12 protein-coding genes are annotated in these 22,124 nt (G+C 64.3%); 9 read left to right on the top strand and 3 right to left on the bottom strand.

Translation table 11 applies throughout. From position 1 onward, the window contains the following. The first annotated feature begins 196 nt into the window (after positions 1–196). From IC762_RS33320 to IC762_RS33295, 6 genes are all read left to right on the top strand, one after another. Complete coding sequence (locus IC762_RS33320; protein WP_195786307.1) at positions 197–1,072, top strand: branched-chain amino acid ABC transporter permease; 876 nt, start codon at positions 197–199, stop codon at positions 1,070–1,072. A gap of 9 nt (positions 1,073–1,081) precedes the next feature. Further along, a complete protein-coding gene (locus IC762_RS33315; RefSeq protein ID WP_195786306.1) occupies positions 1,082–2,233 on the top strand; it encodes a branched-chain amino acid ABC transporter permease in 1,152 nt (383 codons plus the stop codon). After that, positions 2,230–2,988, top strand: a complete 759-nt coding sequence (locus tag IC762_RS33310) for an ABC transporter ATP-binding protein (protein WP_195786305.1) — start codon at positions 2,230–2,232, stop codon at positions 2,986–2,988. The genes IC762_RS33315 and IC762_RS33310 overlap by 4 nt, the downstream gene beginning before the upstream one ends. A 10-nt stretch (positions 2,989–2,998) precedes the next feature. Continuing rightward, on the top strand, positions 2,999–3,778 hold the full coding sequence (locus IC762_RS33305) for an ABC transporter ATP-binding protein (protein ID WP_195786304.1): 780 nt from the start codon (positions 2,999–3,001) through the stop codon (positions 3,776–3,778). 93 nt (positions 3,779–3,871) lie between these two features. Beyond that, positions 3,872–5,710, top strand: coding sequence for an AMP-dependent synthetase/ligase (locus IC762_RS33300; protein WP_195786303.1), 1,839 nt, complete (start codon positions 3,872–3,874; stop codon positions 5,708–5,710). A 92-nt stretch (positions 5,711–5,802) separates the two neighbouring features. Beyond that, positions 5,803–7,002 carry an ABC transporter substrate-binding protein gene (locus tag IC762_RS33295; protein ID WP_195786302.1) on the top strand — a complete coding sequence of 400 codons (1,200 nt, stop codon included), beginning with the start codon at positions 5,803–5,805 and terminating at the stop codon, positions 7,000–7,002. A 142-nt stretch (positions 7,003–7,144) separates the two neighbouring features. Here the strand turns inward: IC762_RS33295 and IC762_RS33290 are convergent, their stop codons facing one another. After that, positions 7,145–7,897: a transglutaminase-like cysteine peptidase gene (locus IC762_RS33290; RefSeq protein ID WP_195786301.1), complete on the bottom strand. Its 753-nt coding sequence runs from the start codon at positions 7,895–7,897 to the stop codon at positions 7,145–7,147. A gap of 593 nt (positions 7,898–8,490) precedes the next feature. Here IC762_RS33290 and IC762_RS33285 point away from each other — a divergent pair. Next, the gene (locus IC762_RS33285) at positions 8,491–14,328 is read left to right on the top strand and encodes a VCBS domain-containing protein (protein ID WP_195786300.1); all 5,838 of its coding nucleotides are present in this window, start codon (positions 8,491–8,493) and stop codon (positions 14,326–14,328) included. A 108-nt stretch (positions 14,329–14,436) separates the two neighbouring features. Here IC762_RS33285 and IC762_RS33280 read toward each other — a convergent pair whose 3' ends face one another. After that, a complete protein-coding gene (locus IC762_RS33280) occupies positions 14,437–15,555 on the bottom strand; it encodes a tetratricopeptide repeat protein (protein WP_195786299.1) in 1,119 nt (372 codons plus the stop codon). A 232-nt stretch (positions 15,556–15,787) separates the two neighbouring features. On the opposite strand from IC762_RS33280, the gene IC762_RS33275 reads away from it, so the two are divergent. Further along, the gene (locus tag IC762_RS33275; protein WP_195786298.1) at positions 15,788–18,022 is read left to right on the top strand and encodes a CHASE2 domain-containing protein; all 2,235 of its coding nucleotides are present in this window, start codon (positions 15,788–15,790) and stop codon (positions 18,020–18,022) included. A 393-nt stretch (positions 18,023–18,415) separates the two neighbouring features. On the opposite strand, the gene IC762_RS33270 is transcribed toward IC762_RS33275, so the two are convergent. Next, positions 18,416–20,023 (bottom strand): ABC transporter substrate-binding protein, encoded by a 1,608-nt coding sequence (locus IC762_RS33270; RefSeq protein ID WP_195786297.1) that lies wholly within the window; start codon positions 20,021–20,023, stop codon positions 18,416–18,418. A gap of 221 nt (positions 20,024–20,244) precedes the next feature. On the opposite strand from IC762_RS33270, the gene IC762_RS33265 reads away from it, so the two are divergent. Further along, entirely contained in the window at positions 20,245–21,897 is a 1,653-nt protein-coding gene (locus IC762_RS33265; protein ID WP_195786296.1) for an ABC transporter substrate-binding protein, read from the top strand. The last annotated feature ends 227 nt before the right edge of the window (positions 21,898–22,124 follow it).

Raw genomic sequence — 22,124 nt, 5'->3', positions numbered from 1 at the left:
TCCGTAATAGTCCGTGCTGCGGCATTTCTCCGCAAATGTGATGATGGCGGCCGGTCGGCGGTTTGTTGACAGGGATCGGGCCTTTTGGCTCAATCCGGGACGGACATAGCGGCTTCCAGCGCTTTCGACACAAGGGCGCGGAGGCGGGATGCGGCAGGCGATCGGAAGAGAATCGCCGCGCATCGGGGAGGGAACGATGCTGGACTTTGTTCAGCAGCTCGTCAGCGGCATCGCGCTCGGCTGCGTTTACGGCCTGATCGCGCTCGGCTTCGTGCTGGTCTACAAGGCCACCGAGGTCGTCAATTTCGCGCAAGGCGATCTGATGATGCTGGGCGGCTTCTTCGCGTTCACCTTCATCGGCATGCTCGGATTGAACTACTGGGTCGGCTTCGCCGGTGCCGTGATCTGCATGGCGTTGTTCGGCATGCTGGCGGAGCGGCTGGTGGTGCGGCCGATCCTCGGCTATCCGCAATTCTCCATCATCATGGCGACCATCGGGCTGGGCTATTTCCTGCGCTCGGTCGCCGGCATGATCTGGGGCACCGACGACTTCAAGATCGAGACGCCGTTCAGCCAGGGCGTGCTGCGGATCGGCTCTCTGGTGCTCGCCTATGACAAGCTGTCGGTGATCGCGGCGACCATCATCCTGTGCGCGCTGCTCTATCTGTTCTTCAACCGCACCACGCTCGGCACCGCGATGCGGGCCAGTTCCGAGAACATGCTGGCGGCCTACTACATGGGCATTCCGGTCAAACGCGTGGTGTCGATCGTCTGGGCGATCTCGGCGGCGGTCGCGACCTGCGCCGGCGTGCTGCTGGCGCCGATCACCTTCATCCATTCCAATGTCGGCCTGGTGCTCGGGCTGAAGGCGTTTCCGGCCGCCGTGCTCGGCGGCTTCGGCTCGATCCCGGGCGCCGTGGTCGGCGGCGTCCTGATCGGCGTGATCGAGAGCATGGCCGGCTTCTATTTGCCGCAGGGCTGGAAGGACGTCGCGCCCTATCTGGTGCTGCTCGCAGTGCTGCTGCTCAAGCCGGAAGGCCTGTTCGGCGCTCACATCCGCAAGAAGGTTTGAGGGGAACCCATGCGCTTTCTCTTCAAGACCGATTACGAAGACGACATCAGGCTGCTGCCGCATTCGGGCTACATCATCTCCTATGGCTTGTTGCTCGCGGTGCTGCTGATCGCGCCCTACCTGCTCTCGAGCTATCTGGTGAGCCAGCTCGTCTTCGTCTGCATCTACGCCACCGTCGGCGTCGGGCTGATGATCCTGACCGGCTTCACCGGGCAGGCCTCGCTCGGCCATGCCGCCTTCCTTGCGATCGGCGCCTACACCGCGGCCTATCTGCAACAATTCAACGTGCCGTTCCCGGTCTATTTCCTCGCCGCGGGGCTGCTCACCGGCGTGGTCGGCGCGCTGGTCGGCTTTCCGGCGTTGCGGCTGCAAGGCATCTATCTCGTGATCGCGACGATCTCCTTTGCCTTCATCGTCGAGGAGATCATGGCGCGGTGGGAGAGCGTGACCAACGGCAATGAAGGCATGCGGGTCAAGACCATCCAGATGCTCGGCACCAATGTGTCGCGCGACAGCCCGACCTTCTATTACCTCTGCCTCGCGGTGCTGGTGCTGACCATCGTCGGTACGCTCAACCTGCTGCGCGCGCCGACCGGCCGCGCCTTCGTCGCGATCCGCGACAGCGAGACCGCGGCGCGCAGCATGGGCATCAATGTCTCGCTCTACAAGGTGAAGTCGTTCGCGATCTCGGCTGGCATCACCGGCCTTGCCGGCGTGCTGTTTGCGCACAAGATGTCGTTCATCTCGCCGGAGATGTTCACGCTGCAGCTCTCGATCGAGTTCATCATCGTGATCCTGATCGGCGGCATCTTCAGCCTGCATGGCGCGGTGCTGGGTGCGATCTTCCTGGTGATGATCGACCCGTTCCTGAGCTATCTGAAGGACGATTTGCCCGGCGTGATCGCAGGCATCGCCGCGACGCTCGGTGCGAGCCCGGAGCGTGCGGGTCACATCCAGGACACCGCTGCGGCGTTCGCCTCGCTCAACGGCTTGAAGGGCGCGATCTACGGCATCATCATCGTCGCCTTCGTGCTGTTCGAGCCGCTCGGGCTCTACGGCCGGTGGTTGAAGATCAAGCTGTTCTTCCAGCTGTTCCCGCTCTACAAGCGCGCCACCTTCAAGCGGCAGAAGATCTATGTGAAATCGGAGCGGAACCGATGAGCTATTTCCGCGCCGAAAACCTGTCTTTGCATTTCGGCGGCCTGAAGGCGGTCGATGCGGTCAGCTTCGCGGTCGAGAAGGGCGAGATCCTGTCGATCATCGGGCCCAACGGCGCGGGGAAAAGCTCGATCTTCAATCTGATCTCGCGGATCTATCCGCCGACCTCCGGCAAGATCTTCTTCGAGGACCAGGATATCACCCGCGAGCCGGCCTATGACATCGCCAGGCTCGGTATTGCCCGCACCTTCCAGAACATCGAGCTGTTCGAGAACGCGACCGTGCTGAGCAATTTGCTGGTCGGCCGCCATCGCCATTCCACCACGCAACTCTGGCAGGAATTGCTGTTCCTGCCGAGCGTGCGCGACGGCGAGAAGCTGCATCGCCGCAGGGTCGAGCAGGTGATCGAGTTCCTCGATCTCGAACCCTACCGCGACAAGCTGATCTCGGGCCTGCCCTATGGCGTGCGCAAGGTGATCGAGCTGGCGCGGGCGCTGTGCTCGGAGCCGAAGCTGATCCTGCTCGACGAGCCGTCCTCGGGGCTGAATGTCGAGGAGACCGACGACATGTCGTTCTGGATACGCGACATGAAGAGCGAGCTCGGCATCACCGTGCTGATGGTTGAGCACGACATGACCCTGGTCAACCGCGTCTCCGACCGCGTCATCGCGCTGAACTATGGCCGCGTGCTGGCGATGGGCTCGCCGTCGGAGGTGCAGCACCATCCCGACGTCGTCGCAGCCTATCTCGGCGCATGAGGATGATGCCATGAGCGTATCGGACATTATCCTCAAGCTCAGCAACATCGAGAGCTATTATGGGCCGATCATGGCCATCCGTGGCATCAGCCTCGACGTGCCGCGCGGAAAGATCGTGACGCTGTTAGGGGCCAATGGCGCCGGCAAGACCACGGTGCTGAAGACGATCTCGGGCATCCTCGACCCGCAGAAGGGCAGCATCGAATTCTTGGGGCGACCGATCCAGCGCATGGAGGCCGACAAGATCGTGCGGCTCGGCCTGAGCCATGTGCCGGAGGGGCGCGAGGTGTTTCCGTTCCTGTCGGTGCGCGAGAACCTGATGATGGGGGCGTATCCGCGCCGCGACCGCGACGCCGTGGCTGATGACCTCGAACGCGTCTACGGCTATTTTCCGCGGCTGAAGGAGCGGCTCGGCCAGCCGGCCGGGCAGCTCTCTGGCGGCGAGCAGCAGATGCTCGCGATCGGACGCGCGCTGATGAACCGGCCGACGCTGCTGCTGCTCGACGAGCCGTCGCTTGGCCTGTCGCCGATTCTGGTGAAGGAGATCTTCACCATCATCCGCCGCGTCAACGAGGAGCAGGGCATGTCGATCCTGCTGGTCGAACAGAATGCCAAGATCGCGCTGGAGACGGCGCATTACGGCTATGTGCTGGAGATCGGCCGCGTCGTCATGAACGACACTTGCGAGCGGCTGATGAATTCACCCGACATCCAGGAGTTCTATCTCGGCGCCAAGGAAGCCGGCGCGCGGGGCGAGCGACGCTGGAAAAAGAAGAAGACGTGGCGGTAAGAGGGATTGGCAGCTAGAGTTCATTCCTGCATTCGCGAACAAGACCGGCACCGAGAACCGGCACGCGGGCAGGCGACAGAGGAGGAAGCGCGCATGGCCAAGCCGGCAGTGCTGACAGTCGCAGACACGATCGCGAGGAGCTTTCTGCTCGCGGTGCAGACGCGTGGCGAAAGGGCCGCGATCCGCGAGAAGAAGTTCGGCATCTGGCAGCCGACCAGCTGGCGGCAATGGCTCGAGATCTCCAGGGACATCGCCTACGGCCTGCATGCGACGGGCTTCCGCGCCGGCGACGTCGCCTCGATCATCGCCAATGCGGTGCCCGAATGGGTCTATGCCGACATGGGAATCCTGTGCTCCGGCGGCGTGTCCTCCGGGATTTATCCGACCGATTCGGCGATGCAGGTCGAATATCTCGTCAATGATTCCGGCACGAAGATCGTCTTCGTCGAGGACGAGGAGCAGCTCGACAAGGTGCTGGCCTGCCGCGCGCGATGTCCGACGTTGCAGAAGATCATCGTGTTCGACATGGAGGGGCTCAGCGGCTTCTCCGATCCGATGGTGCTGTCGCTCGCCGAATTCACCGCGCTCGGCCGCAACCATGCGCAAGGCAACGATGCCTTGTGGGACGAGATGACCGGCAGCCGCACCGCCTCCGATCTCGCAATCCTGGTCTACACCTCGGGCACCACGGGCCCGCCGAAGGGCGCGATGCATTCCAATCGCAGCGTGACGCACCAGATGCGCCACGCCAACGATCTCTTCCCGTCGACCGATGCCGAGGAGCGGCTGGTGTTCCTGCCGCTCTGCCATGTCGCCGAGCGGATCGGCGGCTACTACCTCTCGATCGCGCTCGGCTCGGTGATGAATTTCGCCGAAAGCCCCGAGACGGTGCCGGACAATCTGCGCGAGGTGCAGCCGACCGCATTCCTCGCGGTGCCGCGGATCTGGGAGAAGTTCTATTCGGGCATCACCATCGCGCTGAAGGATGCAACCCCGTTCCAGCAATTTGTGTACGCCCGCGCGCTCGCGATCGGCAACCGCATGACCGAGTGCCGGCTCGAGGGCGAGACGCCGCCGTTGTCACTGCGGCTTGCGAACCGCGCCGCCTACTGGCTGGTGTTCCGCAACATCCGCCGCATGCTCGGGCTCGACCGCTGCCGGATCGCGCTGACCGGTGCGGCGCCGATCTCGCCGGATCTGATCCGCTGGTATCTCGCGCTCGGCCTCGACATGCGCGAGGTCTACGGCCAGACCGAGAATTGCGGCGTCGCCACCATGATGCCGGCCGACCGCGTCAAGCTCGGCTCGGTCGGCAAGGCCGCGCCCTGGGGCGAGGTGATGATCTGCCCGAAGGGCGAGATCCTGATCAAGGGTGACTTCCTGTTCATGGGCTACCTCAACCAGCCCGAGAAGACCGCCGAGACCATCGATGCCAAGGGCTGGCTGCACACCGGCGATGTCGGTGCGATCGACAATGAAGGCTATGTCAAGATCACCGACCGGATGAAGGACATCATCATCACCGCGGGCGGCAAGAACATCACGCCGTCGGAGATCGAGAACCAGCTGAAATTCTCGCCCTACGTCTCGGACGCGGTCGTGATCGGCGACCAGCGGCCTTATCTCACCTGTCTGATCATGATCGACCAGGAGAACGTCGAGAAGTTCGCCCAGGATCACGACATCCCCTTCACCAATTACGCGAGCCTGTGCCGCGCCCGTGAAATCCAGGACCTGATCCAGCGCGAGGTCGAGGCCGTGAATACCAAGTTCGCGCGCGTCGAGACCATCAAGCGGTTCTATTTGATCGAGCGCCAGCTCACGCCGGAGGACGAGGAGCTGACGCCGACCATGAAGCTGAAGCGCAACTTCGTGAACAAGCGCTACGCGGCCGAGATCGACGCGATGTATCGCGAGCGCGCGGTCGCATGACGCGATCGTTCAAGACCAGGCGGAAACGGCGGAGGGCTGACGCAGGCCCGACCCTTCGCACAACAAGGGGGCCACTGAAGGAGGAGACTGCAATGTCGAAATCGCTGAAAGCGCTGGGCCTTGCGGTGAGCGCCCTGGCGCTGACCTGCCTGCCGGCCATCGCCCAGACCAAGGTCACCAACCAGGGCATCTCGCCGACCGAGATCGTGATCGGGACGCATCAGGACCTCTCGGGCCCGATCAAGGTCTGGGGCGTGCCGGTGTCGAACGGCATGAAGATGGCGGTGGAGGAGATCAACGCCTCCGGCGGCATCAACGGCCGCAAGCTCAGGATGATCCTCGAGGACAACGGCTATGATCCGAAGAAGGGCGTGCTGGCCTCGCAGAAGATGGTCGAGCGCGACAAGATCTTCGTCATGATCGGCTCGATGGGCTCGGCGCCGACCTTGGCCGCCCAGGACATCCTGTTCGACGCCGGCGTGCTGCAACTGTTTCCGCTCACCGCCGCCGAATTCACCTTCAAGTTCGATCCGACCAAGCCGCAGGAGCGGCTCAAGTTCAACAACCTGCTGCCCTATGTCGAGAGCACCCGCGCCGCGCTCAAATACATGATGGAGTGGAAGAACTTCAAGAAGCCCTGCGTCATGCACCAGGACGACGAGTACGGCAAGAACGTGCTCGACGGCTTCACCCAGCAGCTCGAGGCGATGAAGGTGCAACCGGCCTCAATCACGAGCTACAAACGCGGCGCCTCCGACTTCTCGGCGCAGGTCGCCAAGATGAAATCCGACGGCTGCGATCTCGTCGTGCTCGGCACCGTGATCCGCGAGACCATCGGCGCGATGAGCGAGGCGAGGAAGCTCGGCTGGGACGTCACCTTCCTCGGCGCCACGCCGACCAACGTGCTGGAAGTGCCGACACTCGGCAAGGAGGCGGTCGAAGGACTCTACGCGGCCTCGGGCTTCGAAATCCCCTATGAGGACACCGCCAAGGGCAAGGTGAAGGACTGGCTCGCCAACTACAAGAAGATGTTCAACACCGACGCCAACACCCAGGCGATCATCGGCTACAACGCGGTGATGACCTTCGCGTTCTATGCCCAGAAGGCCGGCAAGGACCTCACCGGGCAGAAGATGCTGGATGCGCTGGAGTCGGGTGACAAGTTCCTCGACATCTTCAACTCGCCGCCGACCAAATTCTCCAAGACCGACCATCTCGCCAACACCATCACCCAGGTGCAGCAGATCAAGGGCGGCCGCTGGGTCCTGGTGAAGGACAATCTGATGTTCTGAGCGATCCGTTCGGCGAAATCCGTAGGGTGGGTAAAGCGAAGCGTGCCCACCATCACGAGCAGTGCGATTGATGGTGGGCATGGCGCAAGTGCGCCCTTGCCCACCCTATGCACCTGGCGATGACGGAATAGATCTCGTCCGTTCAATTTGCCCGCGTCACCGGCCGCAGCGCCGCCTCGATCACGGGTGCTGTATCAACATATTTGCTGACGCCGTTCTGGTCGATCACGAAGGTCGGCCGGAAGCTCCTGACGTCGGTATCCTCGATCATCGCCATGCGGCGGTTGTCGAGCGTCAGCCAGTGGCCGTCGAGCCTGGCGGCGACGACGGCATGGTCCTCGCCGCCGAGCTGATCATGCATGACGACGATCCGCAGGTCGTCTGCGGCGACGCCGGCCTGGCGCAGGGCTACGAATTTTGCGATCGCGTAGTCCTCGCAGTCGCCGGCGCCCCTGGCCAGCGTCGCGAGCGGCGAGGACCAGACGTCGGCCTCGCCGTACAGCGCGAGGTCGCTGCCCGGGCGGATCGCCAGATTGACGGCGCGGTTGATCTGGCCGAGCCGGGCACGGCCGTCGTGCGCGCGTCCGGCGTCGATGATGCCGAGGAAACGCAGCGCCTCCGGCGAGACGCAGCCGGCGCGGTCGCCGTCGCAGATCGCGAGCTGCACCAGTTCGTCGGCGAGCCGGCGCTGCACGCCGAGCCATTTGTCGCGCAGGCCGCCGTCGACGAGCAGCGCGGTCGGCAGCCCGAACGGCTCGGCCGACTTCCGCAGCAATTCGGCCGGGCCGGGCGAGAGCAGCGATGCGGCGTTGAGCTCGGCAACCGGCACGAGCCAGCCGAAGGCGCAAGCCAGCATGACCGCGCGCAGCGCGCGCCGGTGAAGCGAAAATCCCATGTGACACCCCTGTCCGGGCATCGGCGGGCAATGCTGTAGCCCACGCACGTGACCGGATCGTTTCATGCCGTGAGCGTGGCAGACGGCGCTTTGAATCCGCTTAAGATGTGGGGAAAGCAGGCAAGACGCTAAAGGCCGCGTCGGCGGGGTCCCGAAAACTTTACCGGTTTTGTGAACGCATCCGGCGAACCTTTCACCGCCTCCCGCTGCCTCATGCTTGCTTTCTGGTTAACAACCCGGTCGGCACGGGAACTGCGTGATTTGTAAGCTAAGTCACAGCATTAGCCGGAAATTTGGGGTCAAATGCCGCCGCGAGGCTGAGGGGAAATAGAGGCAAGTCAAAATATGCTGAACAATACCACGAATACGTGGATCAATACCTGTTCGAGCGCCAATTCCATCCCTGGATACCTAAAGAAGGGATCGAATTATATAGAATACGCAGGAAGCAGCCGATGCTGTTCTGCCAAACCGGACGTCACACAGCAAGATCACACAAGCAGAGAGTGGTTTCGCCGCGCTCTCTCAGATGATATGCAAGCATAATTATTTGCATATTCTATGATTATTAACCTTACGTGCGGTGATCCGCGGTGAACTTTGTCGATAAATTTGACGGCTCCCTACCGAGCCTGGAGGCCCACGCGCGTGGGTCTGTCCATGTCGACACCGTTTCCACCCATGCCCCGGCCGACTCGATCATCGTCGAGGACGGGCAATTCCTGTTTACCGCCGACTTCAAGCGCTCCGGCGTCGATCTCGTGCTGTCCAAGGACGACCACGAACTCGTCCTGCACGACTACTTCAAGGGCGAGAAGCGCGCAGCGCTGGCCTCGCCCGACGGCGCCCACCTGACCGGCGACCTCGTCAACGCACTCACCGGCTACACCCAATATGCCCAGGCCGGCACGCCCGAGCCGCCCAAGGTCATCGGCCATGTCACCAAGCTGACCGGCAACGCCACCGCGATCCGCAACGGCGTGGCCATCGTGCTGAACCAGGGCGACAATGTCTACAAGGGCGACGTGGTGCAGGCCGGCAGCGATTCCTCGCTCGGCCTCACCTTCATCGACGGCACTGTGTTCGGCCTCGGCTCGAACGCCAAGATGGTGCTGAACGAGATGATCTACGACCCGAACGGGTCGAGCAATTCGTCGCTGATGAGCCTGGTGCAGGGCACGATCTCCTTCGTCGCCGGCCAGACCGCCAAGCACGGCGACATGAAGGTCGACACGCCGGTCGCCACCATGGGCATTCGCGGCACCGCGGTGCTGGTCGAGATCGATTTCGACGTGCAGGGCACCGGCGGCGTGCCGCCGGCCAAATTCCAGGTGCTGGTCGAACCGGACGGCTCGACCGGCTCCTACATCCTGTTCGACAAGACGACGCTCAACCCGATCGCGACGGTCGATCAGGCCGGCACCCAGACCCTCGTCAACGGCCAGGGCACCGTCAGCTTCCTCTCGTCGGCGCAGCTGTCGTCCGAGGCGCAGAAGATCATCTCCGATGTCTTCGCGATGAAGTTCACCGACAACAACAACAATCCCAACACCAAGCTGACGACGAATTTCACCGACAGCATCGTCCCGTTCTCGACCGGCCTAAAGCTTGCGAACGGCGATGACGTGGTGGTGACGTCTTATCTGCTCGGGCTCGTCAGCGGCTCGGCGGTGCAGGCCGCCGCGATCGCCAAGAGTGACCACGTTGCCGGGGCGCCGCAGGTCTTCACGTCAAGTTCGGCGTTCAGCGAGCAGACCGGGCAGCTGCACAGCGGATCGCCCGACGCGGTGTCGGGCCAGATCAGGTGGGTCGACATCAATCTCGGCGACGTCCCGACCGCGACTGCGAGCTTCACTTCGTTCGTTTACCACGACGCGGCTAGCCACGACGTCACCTCGTCGCTGACGGAGGCGCAGAAAGCGGCGATCAAGGCAGTCGAGGTTCCGCTGGGCGTCCTGCAAAATCCCGGCAACGCCAATATCGGATCCGCGACCTGGAGCTATAAGCTCGCCGACAGTGCCTTCGACTTCCTGGCCGCCGGCGAAACGCTGACGCTGACCTATACGGCGCGCGTCGACAACAATTACGCGCTGTTGAACGAAACCGGGTTTCAGACCATCACCATCACGATCACCGGCACCAACGACACGCCGGTCGTGACGTCGGCGGCGCAGACCGGCGCGATCACCGAACTTCCGGACACGACGCGTTCCGCGGCACCGGATCAGGTGACCGGCACGCTCACCTTCACCGACGCGGACCTGACCGACGCCCACACCGTCAGCATCACCGGCGTCAGCGTTTCCGGCGTTGCGACCGGGCTGGTCGACCAGGCGACCGTGCTGGACTGGCTGTCGCTGGGAGCACTGACCGACGCCACCGATGGCGCGACGGGATCGCGCGGCTGGACGTTCTCGGCCCCGGACAAGAATTTCGACTATCTCGCGGTCGGCGAGACGCTGACGCTGACCTACACGATCGAGATCGACGACGGCCATGGCGGCGTCGTGACGCTGCCCGTCACGATCACGATCACCGGTACCAACGACACGCCGGAGATCACATCGCAGACGCAGGCGGCCGCGATCATCGAGGGGCGCGACTTGACCGGCTCGGAGCGGCCCGACGACGCTGCCGGCACCGTCACCTTCACCGACGTCGATCTCAGCGACAGCCACAGCGTCACCGTGGCCGGCGTGACCGAGCACGGCGTGACGACCGGGCTTGCCGACCAGGCCACGGTGCTGAGCTGGCTCACGCTGCACGCCTTTGCCGATTCGACAGGCGGCGTGACCGGATCGCGCGACTGGATATTCTCGGCCGCGGACAAGAGCTTCGATTATCTCGCCGCGGGCGAGACGCTGACGCTAACCTACCTGCTCCAGGTCGATGATCTTCACGGCGGGATGGCGACGCAGCCGGTGACGATCACGATCACCGGCACCAACGACACGCCCGTGATCACCTCGCAGACGCAGGCAGCCACGATCCCCGAGATGGACGGTGTGACCGGTTCGGACAAGCCGGATGCGGCGTCGGGCGCGGTGACTTTCACCGACGTCGATCTCAGCGACCACCACAGCGTCAGCATCGCCGGCGTCACCGAACAGGGCGTGACCAGCGGCATTGCCGATCAGGCGACGGTGCTGAGCTGGCTCACGCTCGGAACGCTGGGTGACTCGACCAATGGCGTCACCGGTTCGCAGCCCTGGACGTTCTCGGCGGCGGACAAGAATTTCGACTATCTCGCCGAAGGCGAGACGCTGACGCTGACCTACATGATCCAGGTCGACGATCATCACGGCGGCGTTGTCAGCCAGCCGGTCACGATCACGGTCACCGGCACCAACGACACGCCGATCGTCACATCGGCGGCGCAGGCGGCGGACGTCTACGAGGCTGCGGACGCGACCGGCTCGGCGAAGCCTGACGGCGCATTCGGCGCCGTGACGTTCACCGACGCCGATCTCAGCGACAGCCACACCATCACCCTCACCGGCGTGACCGAACAGGGCGCGACGAGCGGCCTTGCCGATCAGGACGTGCTGAGCTGGCTCACGCTGGGCAGCTTGAGCGACTCGACCGGCGGGGCCACGGGATCGAACGGCTGGACGTTCTCGGCCGCCGACAGCAGTTTCGACTATCTCGCCCTCGGCGAGACGCTGACCCTGACCTACACGATCGAGCTGAACGACCACCATGGCGGCGTGGTCGATCAGGCGATCACGATCACGATCCACGGCGCCAATGACGCGCCGACGCTGGCCGACGTCAATGCCGGCACGCTGACCGATACCGCGGCGAATGACAGCTTCGATCCGCTGAGCGGCACGCTCCATGGCCACGATGTCGACGACGGCGAAACCGCGACGCTGAGCTATTCCGGGCTCAACGCGGATGGCACTCAGGCCGACGGTGCGGTCGCCGGGCATTACGGCTCGCTCACGGTGAATGCCGACGGGACCTACACCTACGTTCCGGAGGCCGCCGCGATCAACGCGCTGTCCGCCGGCAACTATACCGACACGTTCCAGGTCGAGACCATCGATGCGCATGGCGCAACCGGCGTCGCGACGCTGACGGTCGACGTCACCGGCGCCAACGACACCCCGACACTGGCCGACGCCGATGCCGGCACCCTGGTCGACACCGCGGCGAATGACAGTTTTGACAACCTGACCGGACAACTGGCCGGCGCCGATCGCGATACCGGCGACACGCTGAGCTATGGCGTGCCCAATGCGGACGGCACCCCGGTCAACACCGCGGTCGCGGGTCACTACGGCTCGCTCACCGTGAATCCCGACGGCAGCTACACCTACATTCCCGACGCCGCCGCGATCAACGCGCTGCCGGATGGCACCTTCGCCGATACGTTCACGGTCGAGACCACGGACGCGCATGGCGCGCACGCGACGACGACGCTGACGGTGCATGTCGACGGCGTCAACGACGCGCCGGTGTTCACGGGCGACGACCTGGCGTCCACCTATGCACCGGGCGGCGGTGCCGTCCCGCTGGCCGGCAACTTCGCGGCCAGCGACATCGACAACGTCAACTATGACGGCGGTTCGCTGACGGCGACGGTGACCGATGGCGGCCACGAGGGCGATACGCTGGAGATCGTCGGCAACGATCAAATCTCGGTGGATGTCAACGGCAACGTCATGTTCGATGCGGACGGAGCCGGCAGCGGCGCCGCTGTGACGATCGGAACGCTGATCGATAGCCTCAACAGCCTGACCGTCGACCTCAACGGTAATGCCGATAATGCGGCGATCGCTGCCCTGGCGCAGGCGATCGCGTTCGAGAACACGAGCGCCCGGCCGGATACCGGCACGCGCACCGTGACCTTCACGCTCCACGACGGCGGTGGCACCGCCGATGGCGGCGTCGACTCCGCGTTCTTCACCACGACGGTGGATATCACCAACCATCTGGCGACGTTCGGCGGCGACCTCACCGGCGTCGTGTATGAGGATGAACATATCGTCATCCCCAGCGGCGCGACTATCGCCAACGACGTCGACAGCGGCACGGCGACGGTCCAGGACGTCGATCCCGGCCAGAGCTACTTCCTGCCGGTCGACCAGGCGGCCCTGACCGGCACCTATGGCGACTTTACCTTCGACGCCGACACCGGCCAATGGACCTATGCGCTGGTGCACGACCGGGTGGACCAACTCGCTGCCGGTGAGGTCGAGCACGATACGTTGACGGTGACGAGCGCCGACGGCACGACCCAGAACATCACGATCGATGTCCACGGCACCAACGACGCGCCCGTGCTGGCCGCCAAGGACCTCGATGCGACCTATCTAGGGCACGGGACGGCGGTGCCTCTCGTGACCGCTGTCTCGGTCAGCGATGTCGACAGCACAGACTTCAATGGCGGATCGCTGACCGCGTCGATCGTAGAGGGAGCGCACGACGGCGACCTGCTCTCGATCACCGGCGATCAGTACATCTCGGTGTCCGGCACCACCGTCATGTACGATGCCGACGGGGACGGCAATCCGACGCACGCCGTCTCGATCGGCACGCTGAGCGACAGCGTCGGCAATCTGTCGATCGACCTGAATGCGTCCGCGACGAGCGACGCGGTCGCGCATCTGATCCAGGCGGTCCAGTTCCAGAACACCAGCGAGAGTCCGGAAAGCGGGCAGCGCACGGTGGAGTTCGCCCTCAACGACGGCGACGGTACCGACCATCACGGCAGCGACACTGGCTACCTGTCTACGACGGTGAATGTCGACCAGGCACCGGTGATCTCGGTCTGCGACCTGCAGGTCTTCAGCGACGAAGGCGGCGGCATGACGATCGGCGGACTATCCGTGTCGGACGCCGACGCGCGGCGCGGAGAGTCGTTCAGCCTCAACGTCACGACCGACTCCGACGGCAGCTTCGTGACGCCATCGACCGACTCCGGGTCCCTCCGCGACATCAACTGCACGCTGGACAACGGCCTGACCTACCATGCTGGCGACAGCTTGCCGCCGACCGACAAGGTCTCGGTGACCGTCAGCGACGGCAGCGGCGCCACCGACACCGTGAACTTTATCTTCAACGTGGCGGGCGAGGGGCCGAGCGTCACGCTTCAGGGCACGGACGGCAAGGACGTGATCTTCGCGACCGGCTATACCGACACGCTCACCGGCGGCGGGGGCGCCGATCAGTTCGTGTTCCGCGCCGGCACGGGCAACGACACCATCACCGATTTCGCGCCCGGCCTCGACAAGATCAATCTGTTCGACAGCCAGCCGTTCGAGCAGGGCAACACCGATTCGTTCGACGCATGGCTCAACAGCGATGTCCAGCAGACCGCCAGCGGCGCGCTGATCCATCTCGATGCGGATGACTCGATCCTGCTTTCGGGGGTCAATCGCTCGAACCTCAAGATGAGCGATTTCATCCTGCATCCCGGCGGCTGATCGGCGCGCTCGAGAGCGTTGTCGAGCGAAGTGGATACCGGTTCGCGTGAAGAGAACGCGTCAAAACGAAAACCTGGAGCTCCGCTCCGATTGCATCGCAACGGAGCTCTAGGAATGGTCGGGGCTCAATCGCGGAATGCCCAGCCGGTCGACCTCCGCGAGCACGGCGGCAAGGTTCTGGTGGCCGGCGCCGAAATGTCCCTTGCGTGCGGCGAGCGGGCGGCTGTGCACCCCGGGCAGCCGGTAATGCCGGTCATGAACCAGGCACCGGTTCCGGATCAACGGCCACAGCATCAGGCCGAGCATGCGCTGGTCGTGGCCGTATTTCGCGGTCGGGCCCTGCGTGAAATAGCGCCGCATCAGTTCGACCATGTCGAGCCCGCAATCGGTGCGGCCGGCCCAGGTGCACCCGATCATCAATTCGTTGTGCAGGACGTGATCGCGCACGACGTGAAACGGATAGCCGCTCTCGATCCATTGCTGGACCAGCTCGGCCTCGGCGGTGGACAGCCGCGAATCGCAGTCGCGTACCAGGAAGCGCCCGACCGTGCGATCGTTCATCACCAGGAAGCGCTGGAACAGGCCGACGCGCGGATATTCGTCCTCGATTTTCCTGACGTCGGCGCCATTGTCGCGCAGGAAGGCGACGCAGGCCGGCGGCACGCTGCCGTCGACATAGAACCGGCAGCTCCAGCCGGGATACACGGTGCGGCTGAGCACGAGGTTGATCATGGCGCCATAGCAATAGAAGGGCGCGGTGCCCCACAGCGAAAACGAAATGACGTTCGCGCCGGCCGGCGGGGAAGCCGGCTCGCGCAGGGGGAACGGTGGCGGATTGCGGCAGGCTTCGGCGTCGCGCAGGTCGAGCGCGCGCTGCCCATGACGGATCGCGTCGTCGATCTTTCCGGTGTAGAAGCTTGCGACCTTCAGCGTATCGAGGATGGTGAGGTCGTCGCCGTGACGCGCGAGATATCGCGTCGCTTCCGCGATGGTCTCGTCGTAGCGCCGCATGTTGGTCAACGTCGCGATCCGCGATTTCTCCAGCCGCGCATTGTCCGGCTGGCGCCGGCTCAGCTCCTCGGCAAGCGCCAGCGCCGGCTCCCAGCAGCGCTTCTGGAAGAACGCATCGAACAGCAATTCCCTGGCGACGAGGTCGTCGGGATCGCTGACGGTGATGGCGCAGAGCCGGACGATGGCCTCGTCGTTCCGGCCGGCCCGCAGCAGCACACGGATCCCTTCATGGTGTCCCGCAGGCTGTGGAGGCGTCCCGCTCGAGAGGTTGGACATCGGTGACCATGGTCCGGGTTTGCGGTCTACCCATAGACGAAGCGGCATCGCGGGTGAAGGGCGTGGACCGATCGGATGATCGATCTGCCGCGCCGCTTCGGCTCGGATCGTTAACGATGCGTCCTGCGGGAATCCGGTGCCGCAATCCGGCCCGGCGTGATATCCAGACCGCATGAGACGGCTGAGGGCGATACGACGATTCTTTGCGCGGCGCTTCGGCTACGCGCGGTTGGCCTGCGTGGGGCTGCTGATCGGCGTCGCCGCGCTGCGGATTGCCGATCCGCCCCCGGTCCAGGAGATTCGGGTCAGAACCTTCGATACCTTCCAGCTGCTGTCGCCCCGCAACAAGACCGTGCGCCCGGTGACCATCGTGGATATCGACGAGAAGAGCCTCGCCGATCCACGGCTCGGCCAGTGGCCGTGGCCGCGCACCCGGATCGCCGAGATCGTCACCAACCTGACGCGGCTCGGCGCCGTCGTGATCGCATTCGATGCGGTGTTTCCCGAGCCGGATCGCCTCAACCCCGAGATCGCGGCGGACACCTTCGGCAGTCTCGACGAGGAGATGCGGGCCCGGCTGCGGCAGCTGCCGAGCAACGACAGCATCCTGGCCGACGCGATCAGGAACTCGCGCGTGGTGCTCGGCGAATCCGGCGGCCCCAACGTTCGCGCCGACCTGAACGAGAAGCTGCCGGTCACCGGCCTTGCCACGCTCGGCGAGGAGCCGCAGCCGTTCATCTTCCAATTCCCGGGATTGTTGCGCAACGTGCCGGTGCTGGAGGAGGCGGCGGCCGGACGCGGCCTGTTCACGATCCGGCCGGAGCGTGACGGCATCGTGCGGCGCGTGCCGATGATCATGCTGGCGCAGGGCGTGATGATGCCGTCGCTGAGCTTCGAGATGCTGCGCCTGGCGAGCGGCTCGAGCACCATCCTGATCAAGGCCGACAAGGCCGGCGTCCAGAGCATCGGCGTCAAGGGTTTTTCGATCCCGACCGATCGCAACGGCCAGCTCTGGATTCACTACGCCCGCCGCGATCCCTCGATCTATGTCTCGGCGATCGACGTGCTGCAAGGCAACGTGACGCCGGACAAGATCGCGGGCAAGCTGGTCCTGATCGGTACGTCGTCGATCGGGCTGAACGACATCAAGACGACGCCGGTGTCGCCGGTGATGGCCGGCGTCGAGGTTCATGCCCAGGTGCTGGAGAGCGCGCTCACCGGCGAGGTGGTGTCGCAACCGAACTACGGCTTCGGCGTCGAGTTCTTTGCCGCGATGATCATGGGGCTCCTGGTCATCGCCTTTGCCCCGAAGTTCGGCCCCGTGACGCTGGTCGCGGTCGGCGGGCTGTTCGCGTCGGTGCTGATCGGCACCTCCTGGTATTTCTACACCCAGCACCGGCTGCTGATCGATTTCACCTATCCGCTGATGTCGACCACCGCGATCTACCTCACGCTGATCTTCTCCTCCTTCGTGCGCGAACAGCAGCAGCGCCGGCAGATCCGCACGCAATTCGTGCAATACATGTCGCCGGCGCTGGTCGAGCAGCTGGCGCATTCGCCGGAGAAGCTCGTGCTCGGCGGCGAGGAGCGCGAGATGACCATCATGTTCTCGGACATGCGCGGCTTCACCGCGATCTCGGAGACCTACAAGAGCGATCCGCAGGGCCTCACCGCGCTGATGAACCGCTTCCTGACGCCGCTCTCCAACGCGATCCTCGCCCGCAAGGGCACCATCGACAAATACATGGGCGACGCCATCATGGCGTTCTGGAACGCGCCGCTCGACGACAAGCGGCACCAGCTCAATGCCTGTGAAGCCGCGCTCGACATGCTGGAACGGGTCGACGCGCTCAACCGGGAGCGCGAGGAGGAAGCGCAGGAGGGCGGCCATGTCTACGTGCCGCTCAACATCGGCGTCGGCCTCAACACCGGCACCTGCGTGGTCGGCAACATGGGCTCCGACGTGCGCTTCGACTATTCGGTGTTCGGCGACAGCGTCAACCTGGCCTCGCGGCTGGAGGGGCAGTCCAAGGAATACGGCTTTCCGATCATCGTGGGATCGAAGACCGCGCTTGCGGTGAAGGACAAGTTCGCGATCCTCGAGCTCGACTTCATCATGGTCAAGGGCAAGAAGGAGCCCGAGGTGGTCTACGCGATCGCCGGCCGCGAGGACGTCGCGCATTCCGGCCGCTTCCAGCGGCTGCGCAACCTCACGATCGAGATGCTCGCCTGCTACCGCAGCCGCGACTGGGACGGCGCGCTCGCCGCGATCGAGCGCGGCCGCAGGACCGACGAGGCGCATACGCTGCAATATCTCTACGATCTCTACGAGGCGCGCATCCGCGGCTTCCAGAAGCAGCCGCCGCCGGACGATTGGGACGGCGCGTTTGCGTTGACGACGAAATAGCTTTCCGTCGTCCCGGCGAAAGCCGGGACCCATACGCCGCGGCCAGCGTAATGGGCGAGCGGCCAGACGGCTTTCTAACAAAACCCATTCGTGGCTATGGGTCCCGGCCTTCGCCGGGACGACGGTGGAGAGGTCGTAGGGTGGGCAAAGGAGCGCAAGCGGCGTGCCCACCATCACGAGCAGAGCAAGATGTGGTGGGCACGCTTCCGCCTTCGCTCTGCGAGCTACGGCGGACAAGTCGCTTCGCCCGCCCTACAACCTCGCTGTCGTCCCGGCGAAGGCCGGGACCCATACGCTGCGGCCGGCGCAGTGGGCAAGCGGCCAGACGGCTTTCTAACAGCATGCACTTGTGGCTATGGGTCCCGGCCTTCGCCGGGACGACGATGGAGATATCTACTCCAGCCCGATCTGCGTCAGATCCTGGAACCAGTGCTGCGCCTGCACGAAGGTCTTGATCTTCGGCGACAGCGCGTGCGGATTGGTGTCGTGCACCACCCATACCAGCGCGGCGTCGTCGACGATCAGCGCGTGCGCCTGGGCCAAGAGCTCGTCCTGCCTGGCGGTGTCGAAGGTCTGCTTCGCCTCATCGATTAGCGCGTCGACCTTCGGGTTCTTGTAGCCGCCCCAGTTGACGCCGACCGGCGCGACCTGGCCGGAATGGAAGAAGCGCACGATGGCGTAGAGCGGGTCCGAGGTGACATAGGCGATGTTGTTGGCAGTGATGCCGGCGTTCATCTCGTCGGCGGCGCCCTTGCGCCAATGCGTATAGAGCGTCTCGAGCTCGACCACCTTGAAGTCGATGTCGATGCCGATCTCCTTGAAGCTCTGCTGCAGGAATTCGTTCATCGGCAGCGACAGCATCTGTCCGGTGCCGCCCTGGGCGATGATGAAGGTGGTCTTGAGCGGCTTCTCCTTCGAGTAGCCGGCTTCCTCGACCAGCTTCTTGGCGGCGGCGAGGTCGTATTTCAGCTCGAAGCTCGGCTTGCCGAACCACGGGCTCGACGGATCGACCTGGCCCTTGGCGGGTTTGGCCAGCCCGTTCATCAGGCCGACCACTGCGTCGCGGTCGATCGCGAGATTGAGCGCCTTGCGCAGGCGGATGTCGGTCCAGGGCGAGCCGGGCAGCACGCTCAGATGATAATTCCAGACATGCGGCGTGATGTTGTCGACGATCTTCATGCCGGCCGCCTTGAGCTGCGGTACGGCATCGGGCGCCGGCGTCTCGATCAGGTCGACCTGTCCGGCGAGCAGCGCGTTGGTGCGGGTCAGCGCCTCCGGCATCGGGATCAGGATCAGTCTGTCGACCTTCGCAATCCGCTTCCTGTCCCAATAGTCCGGGTTCTTGGTGAGCTCCGCCAGTTCGCGCGGCACCAGCTTGGTCAGCTTGAACGGACCGGTGCCGGAGGGCTGGCTGGCGAACTTGTCCCAGTCGCGGCCGAGCTTTTCATATTGCGCCGGGCTCGAAACCAGAAACCAGAGCATCTGGTAGGGGAAGAAGGAATCGACCGTCTTGGTGGTGATCTCGACGGTGAAATCGTCGATCTTGGCGTAGCTCGCGACCGAGGGCAGGCGGGTCTTGACCTGCGCGCTCTGCCGCTTGTCGAATTGCGGCGCCTTGTCGTTCAGCACCTTGTCGAGATTCCAGATCACGGCGTCGGCGTTGAAGTCGCTGCCGTCGTGGAATTTCACGTTCCTGCGCAGGGTGAAGCGCCATTTGGTCTTGTCGGCATCGTCGACCTTCCATTCGGTGGCCAGCCCCGGCACCAGTTTGCCCGGCCGGTCGGCGACGTCCATCTCCCAGGCGACCAGCGGATCGTAGATCGTGTAGGCGGTGAACTGATAGGCGCCGGCGCCGCGGTCGGGCTGACCGGTCGTCAGCGGGATATCGGCCATCGAGATGCCGTAGCGGACGACGGACTCGGCCCGGGCCGAGAGCGCCGGCCAGCCGGCAGTGATGGCCAACGCCAGGGCGGCCATCAGGATCGAATTGCGCGCACGCATCAAAGGGCTCCGTCGACTGAAATCTGGAGCCAACCGCTGCAAGCATGATGCCAGAATAGGCATCATCGCGCCGTTACGCCGCCGTGTGAGAAGATATGACGCGGCCAGCGGTAATTTGCTGAAGAACTATTCCCCTTGGCACAGGCATTGCATACGCTTGCCCAAGAAATAATCACTCAATAATCACCAACACGTCACAAGAATTCGAAGGGGTAGCTCAAATGCGTAACAGGAAGACCGGCGCGACAGCGATCATGCTGGCGCTTGTGATGACCGCTGCCGTGCCGGCGGCGGTCCGCGCCGAGACCGTGCTGCGCATCGGCATGACGGCTGCCGACATTCCGCGCACGCTCGGCCAGCCCGATCAGGGTTTTGAGGGCAACCGCTTCACCGGGCTGACGATGTACGACGCGCTGACGATGTGGGACCTGTCGTCGGCGGACAAGGCGAGCGTGGTGATCCCGGGCCTCGCCACCGAGTGGAAGGTCGACGACGCCGATCACACCAAGTGGACCTTCAGGCTGCGCCCCGGCGTCAGCTTCCATGACGGTTCGCCGTTCAATGCCGACGCCGTGGTCTGGAACGTCGACAAGGTGCTGAAGCAGGACGCGCCGCAATTCGATCCGAGCCAGGTCGGCGTCACCGCCTCGCGCATGCCGACCCTGGTTTCGGCGCGCAAGATCGACGACATGACGGTCGAGCTGACCACCAAGGAGCCGGACAGTTTCCTGCCGATCAACCTGACCAACCTGTTCATGGCGAGCCCGGCGAAGTGGCAGCAGTTCTACGGCAAGGCCGAAGGCGCCGACGCCAAGGCCAAGTCGCAGGCCGCCTGGGCGGCGTTCGCCAAGGACGCTTCGGGCACCGGCCCGTGGAAGATGTCGGGCTTCACCCCGCGCGAGCGGCTTGAGCTGGTCAAGAACGACAATTACTGGGACAAGGCGCGGGTGCCGAAGGTCGACAAGATGGTGCTCTTGCCGATGCCGGAGGCCAACGCCCGCACCGCGGCGCTGCTGTCCGGGCAGGTCAACTGGATCGAGGCGCCGGCGCCGGATGCGCTGCCCGAGATCAAGCAGCGCGGCTTCGTGCTCTATTCCAACGAGGAGCCGCATGTCTGGCCGTGGCAGTTCTCCCGCGTCGAAGGCTCGCCGTGGAACGACATCCGGGTGCGCAAGGCCGCCAATCTCTGCATCGATCGCGAAGGGCTGCGCGAAGGGCTGCTCGCAGGCCTGATGGTGCCCGCCACCGGCACGTTCGAGCCCGGCCATCCCTGGCGCGGCAATCCCACGTTTCAGATCAAGTACGACAAGCCGGCCGCGCAGAAGCTGATGCAGGAGGCCGGTTACGGCCCGAACAAGAAACTGACGGTCAAGATCCAGACCTCGGCGTCCGGCTCCGGCCAGATGCTGCCGCTGCCGATGAACGAATACCTGCAGCAGGCATTGGCCGAGTGCTACTTCGATGTGCAGCTCGACGTCATCGAATGGAATACGCTGTTCACCAACTGGCGGCGCGGCGTCAAGGATCCGACGGCCAACGGCTCGAATGCGATCAACGTGACCTACGCGGCGATGGATCCGTTCTTCGCGCTGGTGCGCTTCCTGCAGTCGGGCATGGCGCCGCCGGTCTCGAACAATTGGGGGTTCGTCAACAATCCGAAGTTCGACGAACTCGTGAAGAAGGCGCGCCAGACCTTCGATCCTGCCGCGCGCGATGCGGCGCTCGCCGAGTTGCATGCCGCCTCGGTCGACGACGCGGACTTCCTCTACGTCGCCCACGACGTCGCACCGCGCGCGATGAGCCCGAAGATCAAGGGTTTCGTGCAGCCGAAGAGCTGGTTCGTCGACTTCTCGCCGGTCTCGATCGTGCCGTGAGGACGTCGCCGCGTCATGAGTGGTGCCGCCCCTTTACGACGGGGCGAGGGGCGCTTGCATGCGATTTCGGAATATTGGAAGAATGCCACTGAGTTGCCCGACGTGTCAAGTGGCCGTGTCGAACGCGGGCAGCCGAGGCTCCTTTGCATGGGGTTGTTTTCGATGTTTTGGCGGTGCCCCCTGCGATAGCCCTGTCCTGACAACGGGGGACGGAAGAAAGAACGCAA

The sequence above is a fragment of the Bradyrhizobium genosp. L genome (assembly GCF_015624485.1).
GTDB lineage: Bacteria > Pseudomonadota > Alphaproteobacteria > Rhizobiales > Xanthobacteraceae > Bradyrhizobium.
This window is presented reverse-complemented; position numbering and strand designations above follow the sequence as displayed.